Below are 17,044 nucleotides of genomic sequence, written 5' to 3' on the forward strand. Positions count from 1 at the left end.
GGATCCTCCCGGTGGCCCGCACGGTCGCGTCGTGCGCGGTCAGCCGGCGGGCAGATGCCGCGCCCGTGTCTCCCGCCCCCGCAGCCTCGGCGTGAACGTCGCGTGGAAGATCGTGGACGCCGCCCCGACGGCGGCGGCCCCGGCACTCAGCACGGACGGCTCCACCTCGACCCGGCGCAGCCGCCGGGCGGTCGGGAACTCGTTGACCGTACGGGCGATCTCGGCCAGGTAGAAGTCGGCGACGTCGTCCGTGAAGAAGGGCCCGCCGAGGACGATCAGATCGATGTCCAGCAGGTCGATCAGCCCCAGCGCGCCCCGCCCGACCGCCTGGGCCACCTCGCGTACGGCCGCTGCCGCCGCCCGGTCGCCGGCGGCCGCCGCCCGGCCCACCGCCAGATACGCGGCGGTGCTCCCGCTCGTCGTGGGCACCGGGCGCAGACCGCCGCGCGCCGCCAGGTCGGGCACGGACACCGGCGGATTGCACTCGGGCAGGATCTCGGGACGGCCGTCCTTGTCCACCCGCCCCAGCGCGATGGCGCAGAGCTGGCCGAACTCGCCCGCGTTCGAGCTGACGCCCCGGTAGATGTCGCCGTTCAGATAGAGGCCGGTGCCCACGCCCGTACCGAGGTAGAGATACGCGAAGTCCCTGGCCCGCCGGTCACGGCCGATCCAGCGCTCGCCCGCCGCGGCGGCCGTCGAGTCCTTCTCCATGATGACCGGGCACGGGAAGTGGTCCTTGAGGAGATACAGCAGCGGAAGATCACCCCAGGCCGACATCAGGGGCGGTCCCAGGACGGTCCCGGACGCGATGTCCACCGGCCCCGGCACCGCGACCCCGATGCCGAGGAATCCCTCGGGCCGTACGTCCCCGCCCGCCTCGGCCAGCGTCTCGCGGCCCAGCGCCGCCACCCGCTCCACGAACTCCGCCGGATCGGTGTCCGCGCTGACGGACCGGGTGCGGGTGCACACGATCGCCCCGTCGAGGTCGATCACGACCGCCGTCAGCAGCTCGGGATCGATATGGATCCCGAGCGCGTGCGCGGCGGCCCCGCGCAGCCGTACCGGCGTACGCGGCTTGCCCGACGTGGCGCGCAGCTGCGCGTCCTCGATCAGGATGCCCCGGTCGAGCAGGGACCGGGCGATCCGGGACACCGACTGCTGGGTGAGACCGGTGCGGTGGGCGATCTCGCCGCGCGTGATGGTGCCGGACAGCCGGACGGTCTCGATGACCACGCACTCGTTGAACGACCCCAGGTCGATCTGGTTGACGCCGCTCCAGGTGTGACCTCGCGCCGAGCTGTCCGTCGGGTGCTCGGCCCGCAGATGGCCCGCCACGTTCTCGCGCAGCCAGCGCACACCGCGGTACGGGTCGTCGGCGCGCCCCGCCGCGTACCGCTCCAGTTCGGCGGCCAGGTCGAGATAGACACGCCGCGAGGACTCCGGATGGCTGGTGCTGTCGAGGGCGATCATGGCCCGGAGGAACGTGCGCCAGGTGGCGCGCGCGGGGATGTGATGGCGTGTCATCTTGCCTGTGGCGCCGGGCGGTTGGAAGACCTCGGTGGCCGGGGCGGGGTCGCTCCCGGGGGCGTCGTCCCACAGGGTGATCGCGTGCAGGGCGAGATCGGGATGCCGTCGGCTCGCCTGCGCGAGATAGCCGGCCAGCGCCCGGTCGGACGCGATGACGTCCGGGCGGTGCGGGGAGTCCGGGCCGGGTGGCCAGTTCCCTGTGCCCGCGCCGGGTCGGGCGGTGGAGCCGGAGCCCGAGCCGTCCGCGGGACCGGTGGCCGTTGACGGGCGCTGCCCGGGGTCGGCGCCGGAGGCGCCGCTCGTGCCGACCCCGTGGGCGGGGTTCCGGCACGGTCCGCCGGGCGCGGTCACGCCGGCCGAGCCCTCCGCCGGGTCGGTGGTCGAGTCCCCGCAGGTGCTGCTCGCCGCGTCGCGCTCGGCGTCCGCGCCGGGCCGACCGGCTCCGGTACCGGCGTGCCCACCGGGCCGGGTGGCGGAGCCGGGGACGACGGCCGCCGGGCGGCCGTCGTCCCCGGTGCTTCCGTCAGGGGTGGGGCTCGCCGCCTGCTCCGTCTCCGCGCTCGCGCCGGACCCCGACCGGTGGACCCGTCCCGCGCCGGGACCGGGCCCGGTGGGGGGCCCCGGATCCGGGTCGCCGGTCGGCCCGGGACCCCGGCGCCGCGTCGATGCCAGCGCCGCGTCCAGAGAGCGGTCGAGGCCCGCCAGGACGTCCGCCCCTATCACCGTGCCCGCCCTGGCCGGGGTGCTCGGGACCAGGCGGGTGCCCGCCAGGAGGACCCCGCGCAGCGCGTCCGCGTAGAGGCCCATCACCCACACGTCGGCGCCCGGCAGCGGTGGGCGGGTCGGGACGGACGGGGACACCGGCTCGTCGGGGACCAGCCGCCAGCGGCGGCGGATGCCGGCGACCGTGGCGTGCGAGAGGCCCAACTCCCGTGCCACCGCGCGCGACGCGCCGCTGCCGCCGGGGGCGAGCAGCGTACGCGTCACGACCTCGGCCTCGTCGACCGTCGCCGGTCTGCCGGTCCGGGGCCGGTGTTCGAGACCGTCGATGCCCGCGCTCGTCCAGCGCTGGCGCCAGCTGCCGACGGTCTGCCGCGACACCCCGAGCCGGCGCGAGATTTCCGCGTCGCGCAGCCCGTCGGCCGCCAGCAGTACGACACCGGCCCGGGTGGCGAGCGGGCCGCCCTCGTCGGCCCAACGGCGCAGCACGGCGCGGAGTTCGGGGGAGAGCGCGCCGTCGCCCGGTCGGGTGTCGGACGGTCGGGTGTCGGACGGTCGGGTGTCAGACACCGGGGACGCCCCTCGGACCCGCACCGCGCACCAGCCGCAGGGTCAGGATCTGGAAGGGCCGCAGCGTCAGCGCCACCGACCGGCCGGTGTGCGCGTGGACGGCGAGTGTGTCCTCCAGGAGGTCCGTCTCGCGCACGGCGGTGAACGGGAAGCCGGCGGTCAGTGTCGTACGGGCCCGGCCGCCCCGTGACTCGTACAGCCGGACCACGACATCACCCGACCGGTCGTCGGCGAGCTTCACCGCCTCGACCACGACGTCCGGACCGGCCACGCTCACCAGCGGCTCCACCGGCCCGGCCGCCGGGCCCGGCCGCAGCGGGAGGTTGAGGGCGTAGCCCTCCGAGATCGCGTCACCGACATCGGCGCCGGGCCGCAGCGTGTGCCGGAAGTGCTGCGGCCCGCGGTCGGCGTGCGGGTCGGGGCTGTGCGCGGCGCGCAGCAACGAGAGCCGTACGAGCGTGGTGGTCCCGGCGTCCGCGCGGGTCCGGCGCGACACGTCGTAGCCGTACGTGGCGTCCGAGGCGAGTGCCACGCCCCAGCCGTGCTCGCCGACATGGATCCAGCGGTGCGCCCACTGCTCGTAACGGGCCGCGTCCCAGCTGGTGTTCTCGTGCGTGGGACGCTCGACATGGCCGTACTGGATCTCGCCGCGGCTGTTCTCGGCGTGCACGTCCAGCGGCCAGACGGCCTTGAGGAGCGTGTCCTGTTCCCGCCAGTCGACGTCGGTGTCGATGGTCAGCGCGCGGCTGCCGGCCGTCAGCGTCAGGCGCTGCGTGATGGTGGACCTGCCGGTGCCGCGCTCCACCCGTACCCGCGCCAACAGCGGTCCCTCGTCGGTCACTTCGACCGACGAGGCGACGTCGAGATCGCGGTGCGTGTCGGGACGCGGTGCGTCGAGCCCGGTCGCGCTCCACAACGCCGGGTCGTCCCGGTGCAGTTGGAGCAGATTGCCCGCGACGCCGGGTGCGATGGCCTCGCGGTCCGCCGTCAGGTCGAGCGCGGAGCGTACGAGCCCCGCCGAGTCGACGTGGATCCGCAGCAGCCCGTTGTCCAGCAGATGCCCGCCGCCCCGTTCGGGGCCGGCGGCGGTGACGGTCACCGGCGCCGTGCCGTCGAGCGGCAGCCCGGCCGTACCCCGGCCGAGCGCGGGAGCCTCGGCCAGCACGGCGAGCCGCCCGCCGGACAGCGGCTGGCCCGCGCCCGCCGCGCCCGGCTCCGTCAGCCGGTCCTGGTCGAGCACGACCACCTCGCGGCGGGCGCGCGGCCCGGCGTTGAGGACCGTCGCCCCGTCCGGCCCGCCCGCCGCCCGCCGGATCAGGCTCTCCAGCCTGCGGTGGATCGCGCGGTACGTCTGCTCGGCCTCCTCGTGCACCCAGGCGATGGCGCCGCCCGGCAGGATGTCCCGGCTCTGGTGCAGCAGGACCCGCTTCCACAGGGCGTCCAGCTCCTCGTACGGGTAGGGCACCCCGTCCCGTACGGCCGCCGTCGCCGACCACAACTCGGCCTCGCGCAGCAGGGATTCACTCCGGCGGTTGCCCCGCTTGGTGCGGGCCTGGCTGGTGTACGAGCCGTGCTGCGTCTGCGCGTACAGCTCGCCGCGCCACACCGGGGCGTGCGGGTACTCGTCGAGCGCGTCCCGGAAGAAGTGCGCGGGGTGCTGGATCTCGACCCGGGGCGAACCCTCCAGATCGGCCAGCCTGCGGGCGCGTTCCAACGTCTCGCGGGTGGGGCCTTCGCCCTCGCGGTCCGCGTCGTGGTCGGAACCCTCGGAACCGTCGGAGTGGTCGGGGGCGTCGGAGCCGACGGGCCCCTGGCCGAACGGCATCAGCGAGCGGCTGCCGCCGCCCTTGTCCGCGTACGCCGCGACCGCGTCGGCCAACTCGGGCCCCGTGAGCGCCGCGTGGCGCGGACCGGCGGGCGGGCAGTGGGTGAAGATCCGGCTGCCGTCGGCGCCCTCCCACCAGAACGTGTGGTGCGGAAGGGAGTTGGCGTCCCGCTCGGCGAGCGTGTGACCGAGCAGCCAGCGCGCCCCTGCCAGCACGGCGAGTTGGGGGAGAGCGGCACTCATGCCACCGGGCCCGGGCAGCCAGACACCGTCGGGGCCCAGGCCCAGCTCGTCCCGGTAGAAGCGTCTGCCGAACGTGAACTGCCGTGCCAGCGACTCCCCGCCGGGGAGATTGAGGTCCGGCTCCACCCACATGCCGCCCACCGGGACCCAGTTGCCCCGTGCGACGGCCTTGCGTATCCGCTCGAAGACATGCGGGTGCTGGTCCTTCATCCAGGCGTGCTGCTGTGCTCCCGGCGCGGCGAACACCAGCTCCGGGTACTCGTCGGCGAGCGTGGCCACGCTGCTGAAGGCGCGGGCACTCGCGCGCACGCTCTCGCGCATCGGCCGCAGCCGGGCGGATCCGGAGCGCGTGTGCCCGACGGCGGCGACGGTGTGCGCGGACTCGTACGCCCGGCGGGCCAGCACCGGCGCGAGGATGCCCCGCGCGTCGGCGGCCGTCCCCGGGATGTCACGGGGGTCGACGGCGTCGACGGCCCGGTCCAGTGCCCGCAGGATCTCGTGGCGGCGCGGCAGTTCGGCGGGGAGCGCGCGCATCAGGCTGTCCAGGACATCGATGTCATGGATGAGCTGCCAGATGTTCTCGTCGCGTACGGCGAGATCCGCGCGGAGCAGCTGGTGGAGGGGTTCGTCGCCGGCGGTGACCGGGTCGCCGAAGTGGGCCCCGGCGCCAGTGGCCGGGTCGATCGCCGGATTGGCCGCGGCCTCGACGAGCAGCCGTACGGGCTCGCCGCCGCGCGCCTGCGTCGCGACGGTCACGGTCCTGTTGTGCGGGTGCAGGCCCTGGAGCGGTGTGCCGTGCTCGTCGTGGACCAGCCCCTCGGCGCGGTCGCCGCCGAGGTCGATGACCGCCTCCACGCGGCGGCCGGCCCAGCGCTCGGGCACGTCGGCGCTGAAGCGGAACCAACTGGTGGACCAGGGGCCGCCGCCCCATGTCTCGCCCACGACGAACGGCGTGTACCCGGCGCGGAGCGCCACGTCGACGGGCACCGGCTCGCCCGGGATGTGCCAGGCCCCGACCTCCATGGGAAGCCGCCCGGTGTACAGCGCGGGGCGCAGCCGACGGTCGAGGAAATGCGCTGTTCGCGCCTCTCCGGACTTCCTTCGGTCATGCATGGGCGGCCCTCCCTGTCCAGCCAGTAACCGCCATGTAAAACCAAGAGTGTTATCAAGTCAACGCCTGTCCCGATTACTTCTGAGTTCCTGGTGGTGGGGGCTCTGCGATTGATTTGTCAGTCGAATTCCCGCCCGTAAAGTTCCCCTCCTGGACATTAATTGCCCTGACGAATCGGGAAACGGAGAACCATGGGAAACCGTGCGAGAAGCGCGGGAGATGCGCGCATAAGAACGGCAGGAAGGCCGCCGCCTTCCTGCCGTTCGTGTGGGGGGTGGGGGCCGTCGGGCCCCCCGCCGGGAGACTACGGCCGTACGGCCTCCGGCCTCGCGCAATCGCTGCGCACCGGCAGCCAGACACCGTCGCGCGCTGCGTCGAGCAGCGTCAGCATGACGTCCAGGACATGGCGCGCGAGTTCGCCGGACGCCCGGTGCGGCCGGTCCTCGGTGAGCGCGGTCGCCAGATCGGCGAGACCGGTGCCGCGCCCGGCGTCCCGGTAGCCGCCCGACACCGCAAGCCGCTCCCACTCGCCGCCGGCCCGGTGCAGCTCCACCGGCCCGTCGAAACCGTTGGGATCGGGCATGGACAGCGAGCCCTCCGTGCCGTGCACCTCGATGCGGGGCAACCGGGCCGCGTGGATGTCGAAGCTCATGACCAGCGTGGTCAGCGCCCCGCCCGCGTGCTCCAGGAGTCCGGTGACATGGGTGTCCACCTCGGCGTCGAAGTGCTCCCCGGCGCGCGGTCCGCTGCCGATGGTCCGCTCGGCGCGCGGTTTGGACGCGGCCCCGGTGACCCGGCTGACGGGCCCGAGGAGATGGACGAGCGCGGAGAGGTAGTACGGGCCCATGTCGAGCAGCGGCCCGCCGCCGGGCCGGTAGTAGAACTCGGGGGCGGGATGCCACCTTTCGTGCCCGGCGGTGGTCATGAACGCCGTGGCGGCGACCGGGGCGCCGATGAGCCCGTCGTCCACCGCCGCGCGCGCGGTCTGCACGCCCGTACCGAGCACGGTGTCGGGGGCGCAGCCGATCCGCAGTCCCCGGCTCTCCGCCGCCGCGAGCAGACCGTCGGCCTCCTCGCGTGTCATGGCCAGCGGCTTCTCGCCGTACACATGCTTTCCCGCGTCGAGCGCGGCGCGCGCCACCTCGGCGTGTACGGCGGGCAGCGTCAGGTTCAGTACGGCGTCGACGTCGGGGCGCCCGACCAGCTCGGCGACCGTGGCGGCGACGGCGACCCCAGGCACCCGCGCGGCCACGGCCTCGGCGCGGGCCGGGTCGAGGTCCGTCACGGCGGTGAGCCGTACGTCGTCCAGCTGTTCCAGCGTCTTCACATACTCGCCGCTGATCTTGCCCGCGCCGACCATGCCGATCCTCAGCGGCTCGCCCACAGCGGTCCCCTTCCGGTCGGCGCGCGCCGGGAGCGGGGGCCGGGCGGCGGGCCCGATGCGGTGGCTGTCACGGTCGTTGCACGCTCCCGTCGGTGTTGCGCAGCAGGGCCCAGCGGTCGTGCTCCAGCGGCTCGGGCACCGGATGTCTGCGCGCCGCCGCCTCGTCGAAGTCGACGCCGTGGCCGGGCCTCTCGTGCGGGGACAGCGCGCCGTCGTTCGCCACGACCGTACCGGGGAAGACGTCGAGCACGGCGGGCTTGAAGACCGCGGCCTCCTGCACACCGAAGGCGTGGCTGCTGATGTTCATGGCGAGCGTGGCGGCCTGGGCGACGGGGCTGACGTCGGCGGGGCCGTGCGGCGCGAGCCGTACGCCGCGCAGTTCGCAGTAGGCGGCGAGCTTGCGGGCGGGGGTGAGACCGCCGAGCGTGGGGACCCGGATCCGGGCGAAGTCGATGGCGGGGCCGTCGAGCAGCGGCAGGAACTGGCCGACGTCGTGGAAGAGTTCGCCCACGGCGAGCGGTACGGGGGAGCCGGCGCGCAGCGCGGCGAAGTGGCGCGCGTCCTCCGGGGCGAGCACGTCCTCCACGAAGTACAGCCCGGCGTCCTCGACCCGGCGCAGGAAGTCCCGGGCCTGCCGGGGGTCGAGGCGTTCGTGTACGTCGTGCAGCAACTCGACCTCGTCGCCGACCTGTTCGCGTACCGCTGTCAGGACGCGCGGCACGGTCCGTACGTACGCGGCGGAGTCCCACGGCACCGAACGGGTGCGCAGCGCGTGGGCGTCGGCGGAGCCCGTGGCGCCGGTGCCGTAGGTGTCGGAGCCGGGCACGGACGCCTGGACGCGGACATGGCGGTAGCCGCGCTCGCGCGCCGCCACGACCTTGTCGGCGATCTCGTCGGCGCTGTCGCCGCTGACATGGGTGTAGGCCTCGGCGTGGGTACGGACCCGGCCGCCGAACAGCGAGTACAGGGGCGCGCCCAGGCGTTTGGCCTTGAGGTCCCACAGGGCGACGTCGATTCCGCCCAGCGCGTTGCCGGTGACCGAACCGCCGCGCCAGTAGGCGCTGTTGAGCAGCAGCCGGTGGATGTCGTCGATGTCGTCGGGATCGCGTCCGACGAGCATGGGGGCCAGATAGTCGTCGAGCACGGACCGTACGGCGAGGGTGCGTTGCGGGTCGCTCGCGCAGCCGAGGCCGTAGAGCCCCGGTTCGTTGGTCTCGACGCGGACGATGAGATGGGGGCAGCCGTGCGGTGCGGTGAGGAAGGTGGAGACGGCCGTGATGCGGATCTTCGCACCGCGTTCCTCGACCCAGGGAGCGGGGGCGAGGATGTCGGAGCGGGCATCAGGCTGAGCCATTCGAACTCCAGCGTACAGATAGCAGGATGATGTACTGCTATCCGAACGTAGAGAGAGCGTCTTTAATTTGTCAATGACTCTACCAAATATGGGTCGAACAGTCTTCAGTGCTGTCCGAGCCGTTTGAGGAGGGTCCGCAGCGAATGTGCGGCCTCCGTGACGGCTCCGGCGATCTCCTGTGCGCGGGCGTCGTCCATGCGGCTCTTGGGGGCCGAACAGCTGATCGCGTCGCCGCCGCCGTGCCCGGTGCCGAGCGCCACGGCCACGCACCGGATGTCCACGGAGTTCTCGCCGTCGTCCATCGCCCAGCCCTGCAGCCGCGCCTCGGCGAGCTGGCGGATCAGCTCGTCGGGATCGGTCACGGTGTCGGGCGTGAGCCGGGCCAGCGGCCAGTCCAGCCGGCGCTGCACCTCGGCCGCGTCGTACTGCGACAGCATCGCCTTGCCGAGGGCCGTGGCGTGCGCCGGCAGCCGGCGGCCCACCGCCGAGTACATCCGCAGGGCGTGCCGTGACTCGCGTTTGGCCAGGTAGACGACGTCCGTCCCGTCCAGCCTGCCCAGGTGCACCGACTCGCCGGTCTCCTCGGCGAGCGCGTCGAGCACCGGTCCGGCGAGGCTGGCGACGTCGTCGCCCTCCAGATAGGCCGTGCCCGTCAGCAGGGCCTTGAGGCCGAGGCTGTAGCGGGTGCCCGAGGCGTCCAGGTCCACCCAGCGCCGCGCCTCCATCGTCCGCAGGATCGCGTGCAGGCTGCTTTTGGGCACGGCCATCGCGCTCGCCATCTCGGCGAGCGAGAGCCGGGCACCCTCGGTGCCGAGCAGTTCGAGCACTTCGAGCACCCGAGCCGCGGACTTGACCTCCTCGGGCTTACGCCCTCGCGCTGCTGCTGCCACCGATTCCACGGAACCTCCGCTCCCCGCACCGGCGCCCCTCGGCGATCCGGTCAGCACGATTCTCGACGTGCGTCTTGACGCTATATCACCGCAACCATAAGTTCAGTCACTCCAACGTCATTCGGCCTTCTGAACGGGTTGATTCTTAGGTAGGGGCCATGCGCATACCTTTCGCACGGAATGTCCGGCTCGTGGCTCTGGCCGCGACCACCGCGCTCACACTCACCACCCTCTCCGCCTGCGGCGGCTCGGACTCCGGCTCGGACTCCAAGTCGCTGGAGATGTGGACCTTCAAGCAGTCCCATGTCGGTGCCCTGCGCGCGGCGGCCACCGAGTTCAAGAAGGAGACCGGCATCTCGGTCAAGGTCGAGGTGTACACACCCGACGACGCCTACACCACCAAGGTGCAGAGCGCGGCCAAGACCGGCGGCCTCCCCGATGTCCTCGAAGTGCACTCCGACGGTGAGGACTTCGTCCTCGGCGCGGCCGGCGTCACCGCCGACCTCCAGGACCAGATCCCGGACGACTGGAGCGGCCGCTTCCAGGAGGCGATCAAGGGCTCCGGCACCGTCACCCCGCAGAAGTTCAAGGAGTCGCAGGCCAAGGACTCCACGTTCAAGGGCGTCGAGGAGGGCCAGCGCTTCAGCGTGCCCCTGACCGCCGGCACGTTCGGCATCGTCTACGCCAACAAGCAGAAGCTGGCCGACGCCGGCATCACCAAGGCCCCGACCACCTGGGAGGAGTTCCTGGCGGCGGTCCAGGCCACCCACCACAAGGACCCCAAGACGGGCGGGATCAGCCTCGGTCTGAAGGTCAAGTCGACCGGACTGACCTGGGTGCTCCAGCCGCTGGCGTTCGCCCAGCTCGGCAAGCAGCCGTACTGGGACCTCTTCGGCAAGGACAAGGCCACCGACTTCGGCTCGGCCAACGGCACCAAGGTTCTGAGCATGTACGACCAGCTCACCCCGTACTGGATGCCGGGCTCCCAGACACTCAGCATCGACGAGGCCGACCAGGCGTTCGCCCAGGGCAAGTCGGCCTTCGCCGTCGGCGGCACCTTCACCCTCGCCTTCCTCCAGCAGAACGACATGAAGGCCGACGACGTACTCGCCTTCGGACTGCCCGCACCGAAGGACGGCGCCGTACCCGACCGGGCGCTCGGCCCGCTCGCGCTGACCGGACTGAGCCTCACCGCCACCAGCGAGCAGCCCGAGAACGCCAAGAAGTGGATGGAGTTCCTCTCCGGCACCGACGTCGCCGCCCGGTTCGCCAAGGACTCGGCCGACCTGCCCGCCACCGAACTGGGCGCCGACTCCGCGAAAGTCCTCGGCCCCGCGCTGACCTCCATGATGGAGAGCTTCGACGGCACCGAGGAGACCACCTACGACCCGAGCGACAACTCCTTCCGCCCGCCGGGCTACGACCAGGACGTGGCCGGTGAGATCGTCACCGATCTGAGCCCGCTCGGCCGGGACACACCGGCGCAGACGGGAGCCAAGCTCCGCGAACTCAACAGCAACTACTGGGCGACCCAGTGACCACAGCACCTCGGCCCACCACGGTGGGGGAGGCCGGGAGCGTCGGCAAGAGCCGTACGCTCCCGGCCGGGGCGGCGGACACCGCCCCCGGCCCCGGCAAGCGGCCCTGGCGCCGCAAGTTCGGCGGCGAGGCCCTCTCCGGATATCTGTTCGTCGCCCCCGCGGTGGTCCTCTTCGCCGTCATGGGCCTGTACACCGTCGGTTACGGCTTCCTGCTGAGCTTCGCGTCCTGGAACGGCTTCATGCCGCACTGGACCTGGGTCGGCCTGGACAACTACGCCGACCTGCTCTGGCGCAGCCCCGTCTACGCGCCACGCGTGCGCAGCGCGGGACTCAACACCCTCTGGGTGATGATCGCCGTACCGGCGCTGACGGTCATGGTGTCGTTTCCGCTGGCCATCCTGCTCAACCAGGCACGCAGGATGCAGGCCGTCCTGCGCTCGGTCTTCTTCCTGCCGTACGTCACCAGCGGTATCGCCGTCTTCTTCGCCTGGCAGTACATCCTCCAGCCCGACGGCGCCGTCAACCTGCTGCTCGGCCAGCTCGGACTCGGCTCGCTCCAGCAGCCCCAGGGCTGGCTCGGCAACCCCGACACCGCGCTGCCCACACTGATCGTGGTGACCGTGTGGGGCGCCGTGCCCGTGTCCATGCTGCTGTATCTGACCGGGCTCCAGTCCATAGACCGCAGCCTGCTGGAAGCGGCGCAGCTCGACGGCGCCGGCTGGTGGCGGACGAACGCGTCGGTCGTCTGGCCGCTGCTGCGCCCCATCACGGCCATCGTCGTCCTGCTCAATCTGCGCGAGTCGCTCCAGGGCTTCCAGACCTTCCTGGTGATGACCAACGGCGGACCGGGCGACCACACCAATGTGCTGGGCCTGGAGGCGTACAGCCTGGCCTTCCTGAAACAGCTCCGTCCCACCCTGGGGCTCGCCAGCGCACTCGGCTGGCTGCTGTTCGCCGCCGCCCTGGTACTGGCCCTGATCAATCTGCGAGCGCTGCGGAGCAAGACATGACCTCGATCCCCGTGGCGGACAAGCGCGCCCACGCGACCGCACACCCCGACAAGTCCGACAGGCCGGCCAAGCGGCCGGGCGAGAGCAGGGCCCGCGGGCGCCGGACCCTGGCGCGCGTCGTCGTCGGTCTGCTGCTCGCCGGATACGGACTGGTCAGCGTCTACCCGTTCCTCTGGATGGTGTCGGCCGCGTTCAAGGACCAGCTGGAGGTGGTCAGCGGCGGTCATCTGATCCCGAAGAACCCCACCTTCGACACCCTGATCGACACCTGGAACAAGCTCCACTTCTTCGACTTCTTCCTCAACAGCCTGCTGGTCACCCTCTACACCGTGGTCCTCACGCTGGTGATCTACGCGGCGGCCGGCTACGCCTTCGCCGTGCTGCGCTTCCCCGGCCGCACCTTCCTGCAGCGGCTGTTCATCTCCCTGCTCTTCGTGCCCGGCGTGACGGTGATGCTGCCGATCGTGCTGCTGGAGAACGAGATGGGCATCCTCGGCACCCATTGGGGACTGGTGCTGCCCTTCGTCAACGGCGGTGCCCCGCTGTCGATCCTGCTGATGACCGGGGCGTTCAGCACCATCCCGGCCGAACTGCGCGACTCCGCGCGCGTCGACGGCGCGAGTGAGTTCCGGATCTTCCTCAACATCTATCTGCCACTGGCCCAACCCGCCCTGATCACCGTCGCGTTGCTCACCGCGATCCCGACCTGGAACGAGTACCTGCTCACCCGGGTCTCGCTCACCGACCGGTCGACCTTCACCCTTCCGCTCGGCCTCCAGACCCTCGCGGCCGAGAACGTGCCCCACTACAACAACCTGATGGCCGGAGCCCTCATCGTGGTCATCCCCGTCGTGCTGCTCTTCCTCTGTCTCCAGCGCTACTTCGTCAACGGCCTCGTCGGGGCGGTGAAGGGCTGATGCGCGTCCTGGTCACCGGAGCCGCCGGACACATCGGCGGCCATGTCATCGACGACCTGCTGGCCCACGGCCACCGGATCGTCGCCACCGACGTCGTCCCCGTCGAGGATCCCCGGCCGGACCGCGTCCACACCGGCGATCTGCGCGATCCCGACCTGGTACGCGACGCCATGGCCGGCGCCGAGGCCGTCGTCCATCTCGGCGCCATCCCCCACCCCAACTCCGACGACGACAGCGCCCTGTTCGCCACCAACTGCCTCACCGCGCACCGGGTCCTGGACGAGGCGGGCCGCACCGGCGTACGCCGCGTCGTCGCCGCCTCCAGCCTGGCGGCCGTGGGACTCGCCTGGTCGCCGAAGCCGCAGTCCCCGCGCTACGTACCGCTGGACGAGGAACATCCCACGCTCGTCCAGGATCCGTACGGTCTCTCCAAGGTGGTCCTGGAGGAGACGGCCCGCGCCACGCACCGGCGCCACGGCACCGACATCGTCTGTATGCGGTTCCCGTTCACCGGCACCGGCGAGCGGCTGGCGGCGCAACTCGCCGCCGTACGCGACGATCCGGCCGCCCACCGGATGGACCTCTGGGGATGGCTCGACACCAGGGACGCCGCCAGGGCCGTCCGGTACGCGCTCCTCGCCGAACTGACGGGATGTCACATCCTCAACGTCGCGGCGGACGACACGTCGTCGCCCGTGCCGACGGCCCAACTGCTCGAAGAACACCACCCGGGCGTGCCGTACTTCGCCGAACTGACCGGCCACGCCTCGCTGTTCGACACCTCGGCCTGCGCACGGCTGCTGGGCTTCGCACCGGAGCACCGCAGGAGCCCTCTCGACGCGGAGACCGACGCGGACGCGAAGGGATGAGAGGGAGGCGTGACGAGGGGTGGCACGGCTCGGGCGCGGAGTACGGCTCCGCGCCCCCCGCTGATCCGCGCCCCCGGGAAATGGGGTTAGGCTCGGGCGCGCCGCCCGCCCGCGGCGGAGAAGACGGAGAACGCGCACCATGGACACCACCCCGCGCCCCGCTCCCGGTCAGCTCACCTACCGGGACGCCACCGCAGACGACGTCAAGCCGCTCGTCGCGCTCATAGAGTCCGCCTACCGAGGCGAGAGCGCCCGCGCGTCGTGGACCTCCGAGGCCGACCTGCTGGAGGGCCAGCGCACCGACGAGCAGGGCGTCCTCGACGTGATCGAGGCCGACGGCAGCCGGCTCCTGATGGTCGAGTCCGACGGTGCGCTGGTCGCCTGCTGCCAGCTGGAACACCGCGGCCCCGCCGCGTACTTCGGCATGTTCGCCGTCGACCCCGAGGCGCAGGGCGGCGGCCTCGGCAAGCGCATCATCGCCGAGGCGGAGCGCCGCGCCCGCGCGGACTGGGGCGTCGGCGAGATGCACATGACCGTGATCGTCCAGCGCGAGGACCTGATCGCCTGGTACGAGCGCCGCGGCTACCGCCGTACGGGACAGCTGACCCCCTTCCCGTACGGCGACGAGCGTTTCGGCATCCCGCAGCGCGACGACCTGGCGTTCGAGCTGCTGGTCAAGCCGCTCGACTAGACGCCGTGGTTCGGCTCAGGCCGTGAAGCGGCCGGTGCGGCGGATCTCCGGGAAGTCGGTGGTCGCGCCGTCCAGCCCGAACGCGCGGACCAGCCGCAACTGGTCCGGGGTGTTCACCACCCACCCGATGATCCCGAGCCCCGCCGCGTGCGCGCGCTCGACGGCCTCCAGTGTCAGCCGCCGGATGTTCAGCGCCAGCGAGTCCGCGCCGACCGCGACCGCCCGGTCCACGATGTCGCCGCCCCAGCGACTGGCGATCAGCACCGTCCGTACGCCGGGCACCAGGGCGGAGATCTCGGCGACGGCCTCGTCGTGGAACGAGGACACCTCCACCCGCCCGACCAGCTTCCGCCGGTGCATGACCTCGGCCAGCGCGCGCGCCGCCGCCACGTCCTTGATCTCCGCCTGGAGCGGTGAGCCCACCGCGTCCAGGACCTCCTCGAAGACCGGCACGCGCTCGCCCTGCCCCGCGTCGAGCTCCCGCAGCTCGGCGAGGGTCCGGTCGGCGATCGGGCCCGTTCCGTCCGTCGTACGGTCCAGCTCGGCGTCGTGCATGACGACGAGCGCGCCGTCCTTGCTCAGATGAAGGTCGAGTTCGATGGCGTCCATACCGGCCCGCTCGGCGTGCAGGAAGGAGCGCAGGGTGTTCTCGGGTTCGACACCCATCACTCCACGATGACCGATGGTGAGGAAAGTCAAGGCTGACTCGCTTCCGTCGTCGGCGGCTCCCGCGCGGCGCTGTCCGGCCCCACGCGGCACGGCGGCAGCCTAACGGCCACGGGGCCGGTCTGGACCCGTGCCGTACCCGTACAGGCTTGGGCCTGTCGTCCACGACGAGAACGGCAGGAAAAACGCCCGTAAACCCGAAGCGAGGCAGGATAATTTGTCTCGTCCGCCCTTGTACGGGAGAATCGAAGACCGATACGGTGCTTTGACGCCAGCTTCTCCCGTGGAGGACATGACATGACGGAAATTCTTGTGCAGGACCGACCCGGAGGGCATGCGACCGACGACCAGCGGGTGGTCGAGCACCCCGCCTGGACCGAGCTCAAGAACGCCGTCGAGGAGATCCGCCCCTGGCAGTCCAAGGACGGTTCCATAGATTTCGACGCCGACGACGCGCCCCCGCGCGCCCTCGCCGAGGTCACGCTCGACCGCGTGACCGCCGCCGTCGAGCAGCTGTCGCCCCTGCTGCCGCACGACGCCGCCTACCACACCGCGCTCGTGGCGGACCTCCGCAAATGGGCCGACAGCGCCTTCGACGTACCCGACTTCCTGGACTCGCTGCTCGCCTTCCAGCCCGCGGCCGACCGGGTGGACCGGCTTCAGCACCTGGTCGTCTTCCCGATGTACACGCAGAACGGCAACCCCGACCGCAACCTCGAAGCGGTCGTCCTGCGCATGGTCTGGCCCGAGTGGCTCGCCGAGCTGGAGCGCACCCGCTACGACAACCCTCTCTTCTGCGGCATCACCTTCGAGGACTTCACCGCCGGTTACGACACCAACTCCGCGGTCCTCTTCCCCGAGACGATCGCCGTCCGGCAGGCCCCCGAGCGGTTCAGCTGGGGCGGCATCTTCTGCGACCGCGAGGCCGCCCGCTTCCGCCGGGTCAGCGAGGCCGCCGTCGGCATCCTCGGTGTCGAACTCCCCGACGACATCCGCGAGATGATCGGCGACCAGGACCGCTGCCAGCAGGCCTTCGTCCTCTGGGACATGATCCACGACCGCACCCACAGCCACGGCGACCTGCCGTTCGACCCCTTCATGATCAAGCAGCGGCAGCCGTTCTGGATGTACGGCCTGGAGGAACTGCGCTGCGACCTCACCGCCTTCAGGGAGGCGGTGAAACTGGAGGCCGACGGCGTCGCGCAGGGCCGCGATGTGCAGTACGCGGTGCTCTTCGACCGGATGTTCCGCTTCCCCGTCACCGGCGCCCGTGAGCGCAACTACGACGGCCTCGGCGGCCAGCTCCTGTTCTCGTACCTCCACAAGCACGACGTGGTGCGCTGGACCGACAACACCCTGCGCATCGACTGGGACCGGGCCCCGCAGGTCACCCAGCAGCTGCTCGGCGAGATCGAGAGCCTCTACCGGGCCGGTATCGACCGCCCGAAGCTGGTCCACTGGTTCGCCGCCTACGACCTCGTCTCCACCTATCTGGCCCCGCACCCGGGATCGCGCTGGGCCAAGGGCCCGGACGCCCTCGACCTGGATCTGCCGCCGCGCAAGCTGGTCGACGACGTGCTTCCGGACGAGTTTCCGCTCAGCATGTTCTACGAGGCCCTGGGCAAGAAGCTCAAGACCGTCATCGCGTCGACCCGGGGCATTCGGGCGACGAGCACCGAGCAGCGAGCCGCGTGAGCTCGTACGACAGCGGAGACACGGGGGACAC

General features: G+C 71.8%; 12 protein-coding genes. 6 read left to right on the forward strand and 6 right to left on the reverse strand.

Going from position 1 to position 17,044, the window contains the following annotated elements; genetic code table 11:
- Positions 1–39: 39 nt before the first annotated feature.
- The 5 genes from ACFT9I_RS13680 to ACFT9I_RS13700 all read right to left on the reverse strand — a co-directional run bounded on the left by ACFT9I_RS13680 (position 40) and on the right by ACFT9I_RS13700 (position 9,624).
- A complete protein-coding gene (locus tag ACFT9I_RS13680) occupies positions 40–2,817 on the reverse strand; it encodes an ROK family protein (RefSeq protein ID WP_382563800.1) in 2,778 nt (925 codons plus the stop codon).
- Positions 2,810–5,998, reverse strand: a complete 3,189-nt coding sequence (locus ACFT9I_RS13685) for an alpha-mannosidase (protein WP_382563802.1) — start codon at positions 5,996–5,998, stop codon at positions 2,810–2,812. The genes ACFT9I_RS13680 and ACFT9I_RS13685 overlap by 8 nt, the downstream gene beginning before the upstream one ends.
- Before the next feature lie 302 nt (positions 5,999–6,300).
- The gene (locus ACFT9I_RS13690) at positions 6,301–7,380 is read right to left on the reverse strand and encodes a Gfo/Idh/MocA family protein (protein WP_382563804.1); all 1,080 of its coding nucleotides are present in this window, start codon (positions 7,378–7,380) and stop codon (positions 6,301–6,303) included.
- Between the two features lie 67 nt (positions 7,381–7,447).
- The gene (locus tag ACFT9I_RS13695; protein ID WP_382563806.1) at positions 7,448–8,734 is read right to left on the reverse strand and encodes an enolase C-terminal domain-like protein; all 1,287 of its coding nucleotides are present in this window, start codon (positions 8,732–8,734) and stop codon (positions 7,448–7,450) included.
- 104 nt (positions 8,735–8,838) lie between these two features.
- Entirely contained in the window at positions 8,839–9,624 is a 786-nt protein-coding gene (locus tag ACFT9I_RS13700; protein WP_382563808.1) for an IclR family transcriptional regulator, read from the reverse strand.
- 191 nt (positions 9,625–9,815) lie between these two features.
- Between ACFT9I_RS13700 and ACFT9I_RS13705 the strand changes: the two genes are divergently transcribed.
- The 5 genes from ACFT9I_RS13705 (at position 9,816) to ACFT9I_RS13725 (ending at position 14,652) form a co-directional block, all read left to right on the forward strand.
- Positions 9,816–11,162, forward strand: coding sequence for an ABC transporter substrate-binding protein (locus ACFT9I_RS13705; protein ID WP_382563810.1), 1,347 nt, complete (start codon positions 9,816–9,818; stop codon positions 11,160–11,162).
- Positions 11,159–12,175 (forward strand): carbohydrate ABC transporter permease, encoded by a 1,017-nt coding sequence (locus ACFT9I_RS13710; RefSeq protein ID WP_382563812.1) that lies wholly within the window; start codon positions 11,159–11,161, stop codon positions 12,173–12,175. The genes ACFT9I_RS13705 and ACFT9I_RS13710 overlap by 4 nt, the downstream gene beginning before the upstream one ends.
- Positions 12,172–13,092 carry a carbohydrate ABC transporter permease gene (locus tag ACFT9I_RS13715; protein WP_382563814.1) on the forward strand — a complete coding sequence of 307 codons (921 nt, stop codon included), beginning with the start codon at positions 12,172–12,174 and terminating at the stop codon, positions 13,090–13,092. The genes ACFT9I_RS13710 and ACFT9I_RS13715 overlap by 4 nt, the downstream gene beginning before the upstream one ends.
- The gene (locus tag ACFT9I_RS13720) at positions 13,092–13,961 is read left to right on the forward strand and encodes an NAD-dependent epimerase/dehydratase family protein (RefSeq protein WP_382563816.1); all 870 of its coding nucleotides are present in this window, start codon (positions 13,092–13,094) and stop codon (positions 13,959–13,961) included. The genes ACFT9I_RS13715 and ACFT9I_RS13720 overlap by 1 nt, the downstream gene beginning before the upstream one ends.
- A gap of 139 nt (positions 13,962–14,100) precedes the next feature.
- A complete protein-coding gene (locus ACFT9I_RS13725; RefSeq protein WP_382563818.1) occupies positions 14,101–14,652 on the forward strand; it encodes a GNAT family N-acetyltransferase in 552 nt (183 codons plus the stop codon).
- A 15-nt stretch (positions 14,653–14,667) separates the two neighbouring features.
- On the opposite strand, the gene ACFT9I_RS13730 is transcribed toward ACFT9I_RS13725, so the two are convergent.
- Positions 14,668–15,351 (reverse strand): glycerophosphodiester phosphodiesterase, encoded by a 684-nt coding sequence (locus tag ACFT9I_RS13730; RefSeq protein ID WP_382563819.1) that lies wholly within the window; start codon positions 15,349–15,351, stop codon positions 14,668–14,670.
- A 264-nt stretch (positions 15,352–15,615) separates the two neighbouring features.
- Here ACFT9I_RS13730 and ACFT9I_RS13735 point away from each other — a divergent pair, with 264 nt between their 5' ends.
- Positions 15,616–17,013, forward strand: coding sequence for a DUF6421 family protein (locus ACFT9I_RS13735; protein ID WP_382563822.1), 1,398 nt, complete (start codon positions 15,616–15,618; stop codon positions 17,011–17,013).
- The last annotated feature ends 31 nt before the right edge of the window (positions 17,014–17,044 follow it).

Source organism: Streptomyces sp. NPDC057137 (assembly GCF_042670825.1).
GTDB lineage: Bacteria > Actinomycetota > Actinomycetes > Streptomycetales > Streptomycetaceae > Streptomyces.

Bases quoted from the DNA above. Each gene is read 5' to 3' on its own strand.
- ACFT9I_RS13725 (WP_382563818.1), top strand. From the start codon at position 14,101: ATGGACACCACCCCGCGCCCCGCTCCCGGTCAGCTCACCTACCGGGAC.
- ACFT9I_RS13735 (WP_382563822.1), top strand. From the start codon at position 15,616: ATGACGGAAATTCTTGTGCAGGACCGACCCGGAGGGCATGCGACCGAC.
- ACFT9I_RS13685 (WP_382563802.1), bottom strand. From the start codon at position 5,998: ATGCATGACCGAAGGAAGTCCGGAGAGGCGCGAACAGCGCATTTCCTC.
- ACFT9I_RS13720 (WP_382563816.1), top strand. From the start codon at position 13,092: ATGCGCGTCCTGGTCACCGGAGCCGCCGGACACATCGGCGGCCATGTC.
- ACFT9I_RS13695 (WP_382563806.1), bottom strand. From the start codon at position 8,734: ATGGCTCAGCCTGATGCCCGCTCCGACATCCTCGCCCCCGCTCCCTGG.
- ACFT9I_RS13715 (WP_382563814.1), top strand. From the start codon at position 12,172: ATGACCTCGATCCCCGTGGCGGACAAGCGCGCCCACGCGACCGCACAC.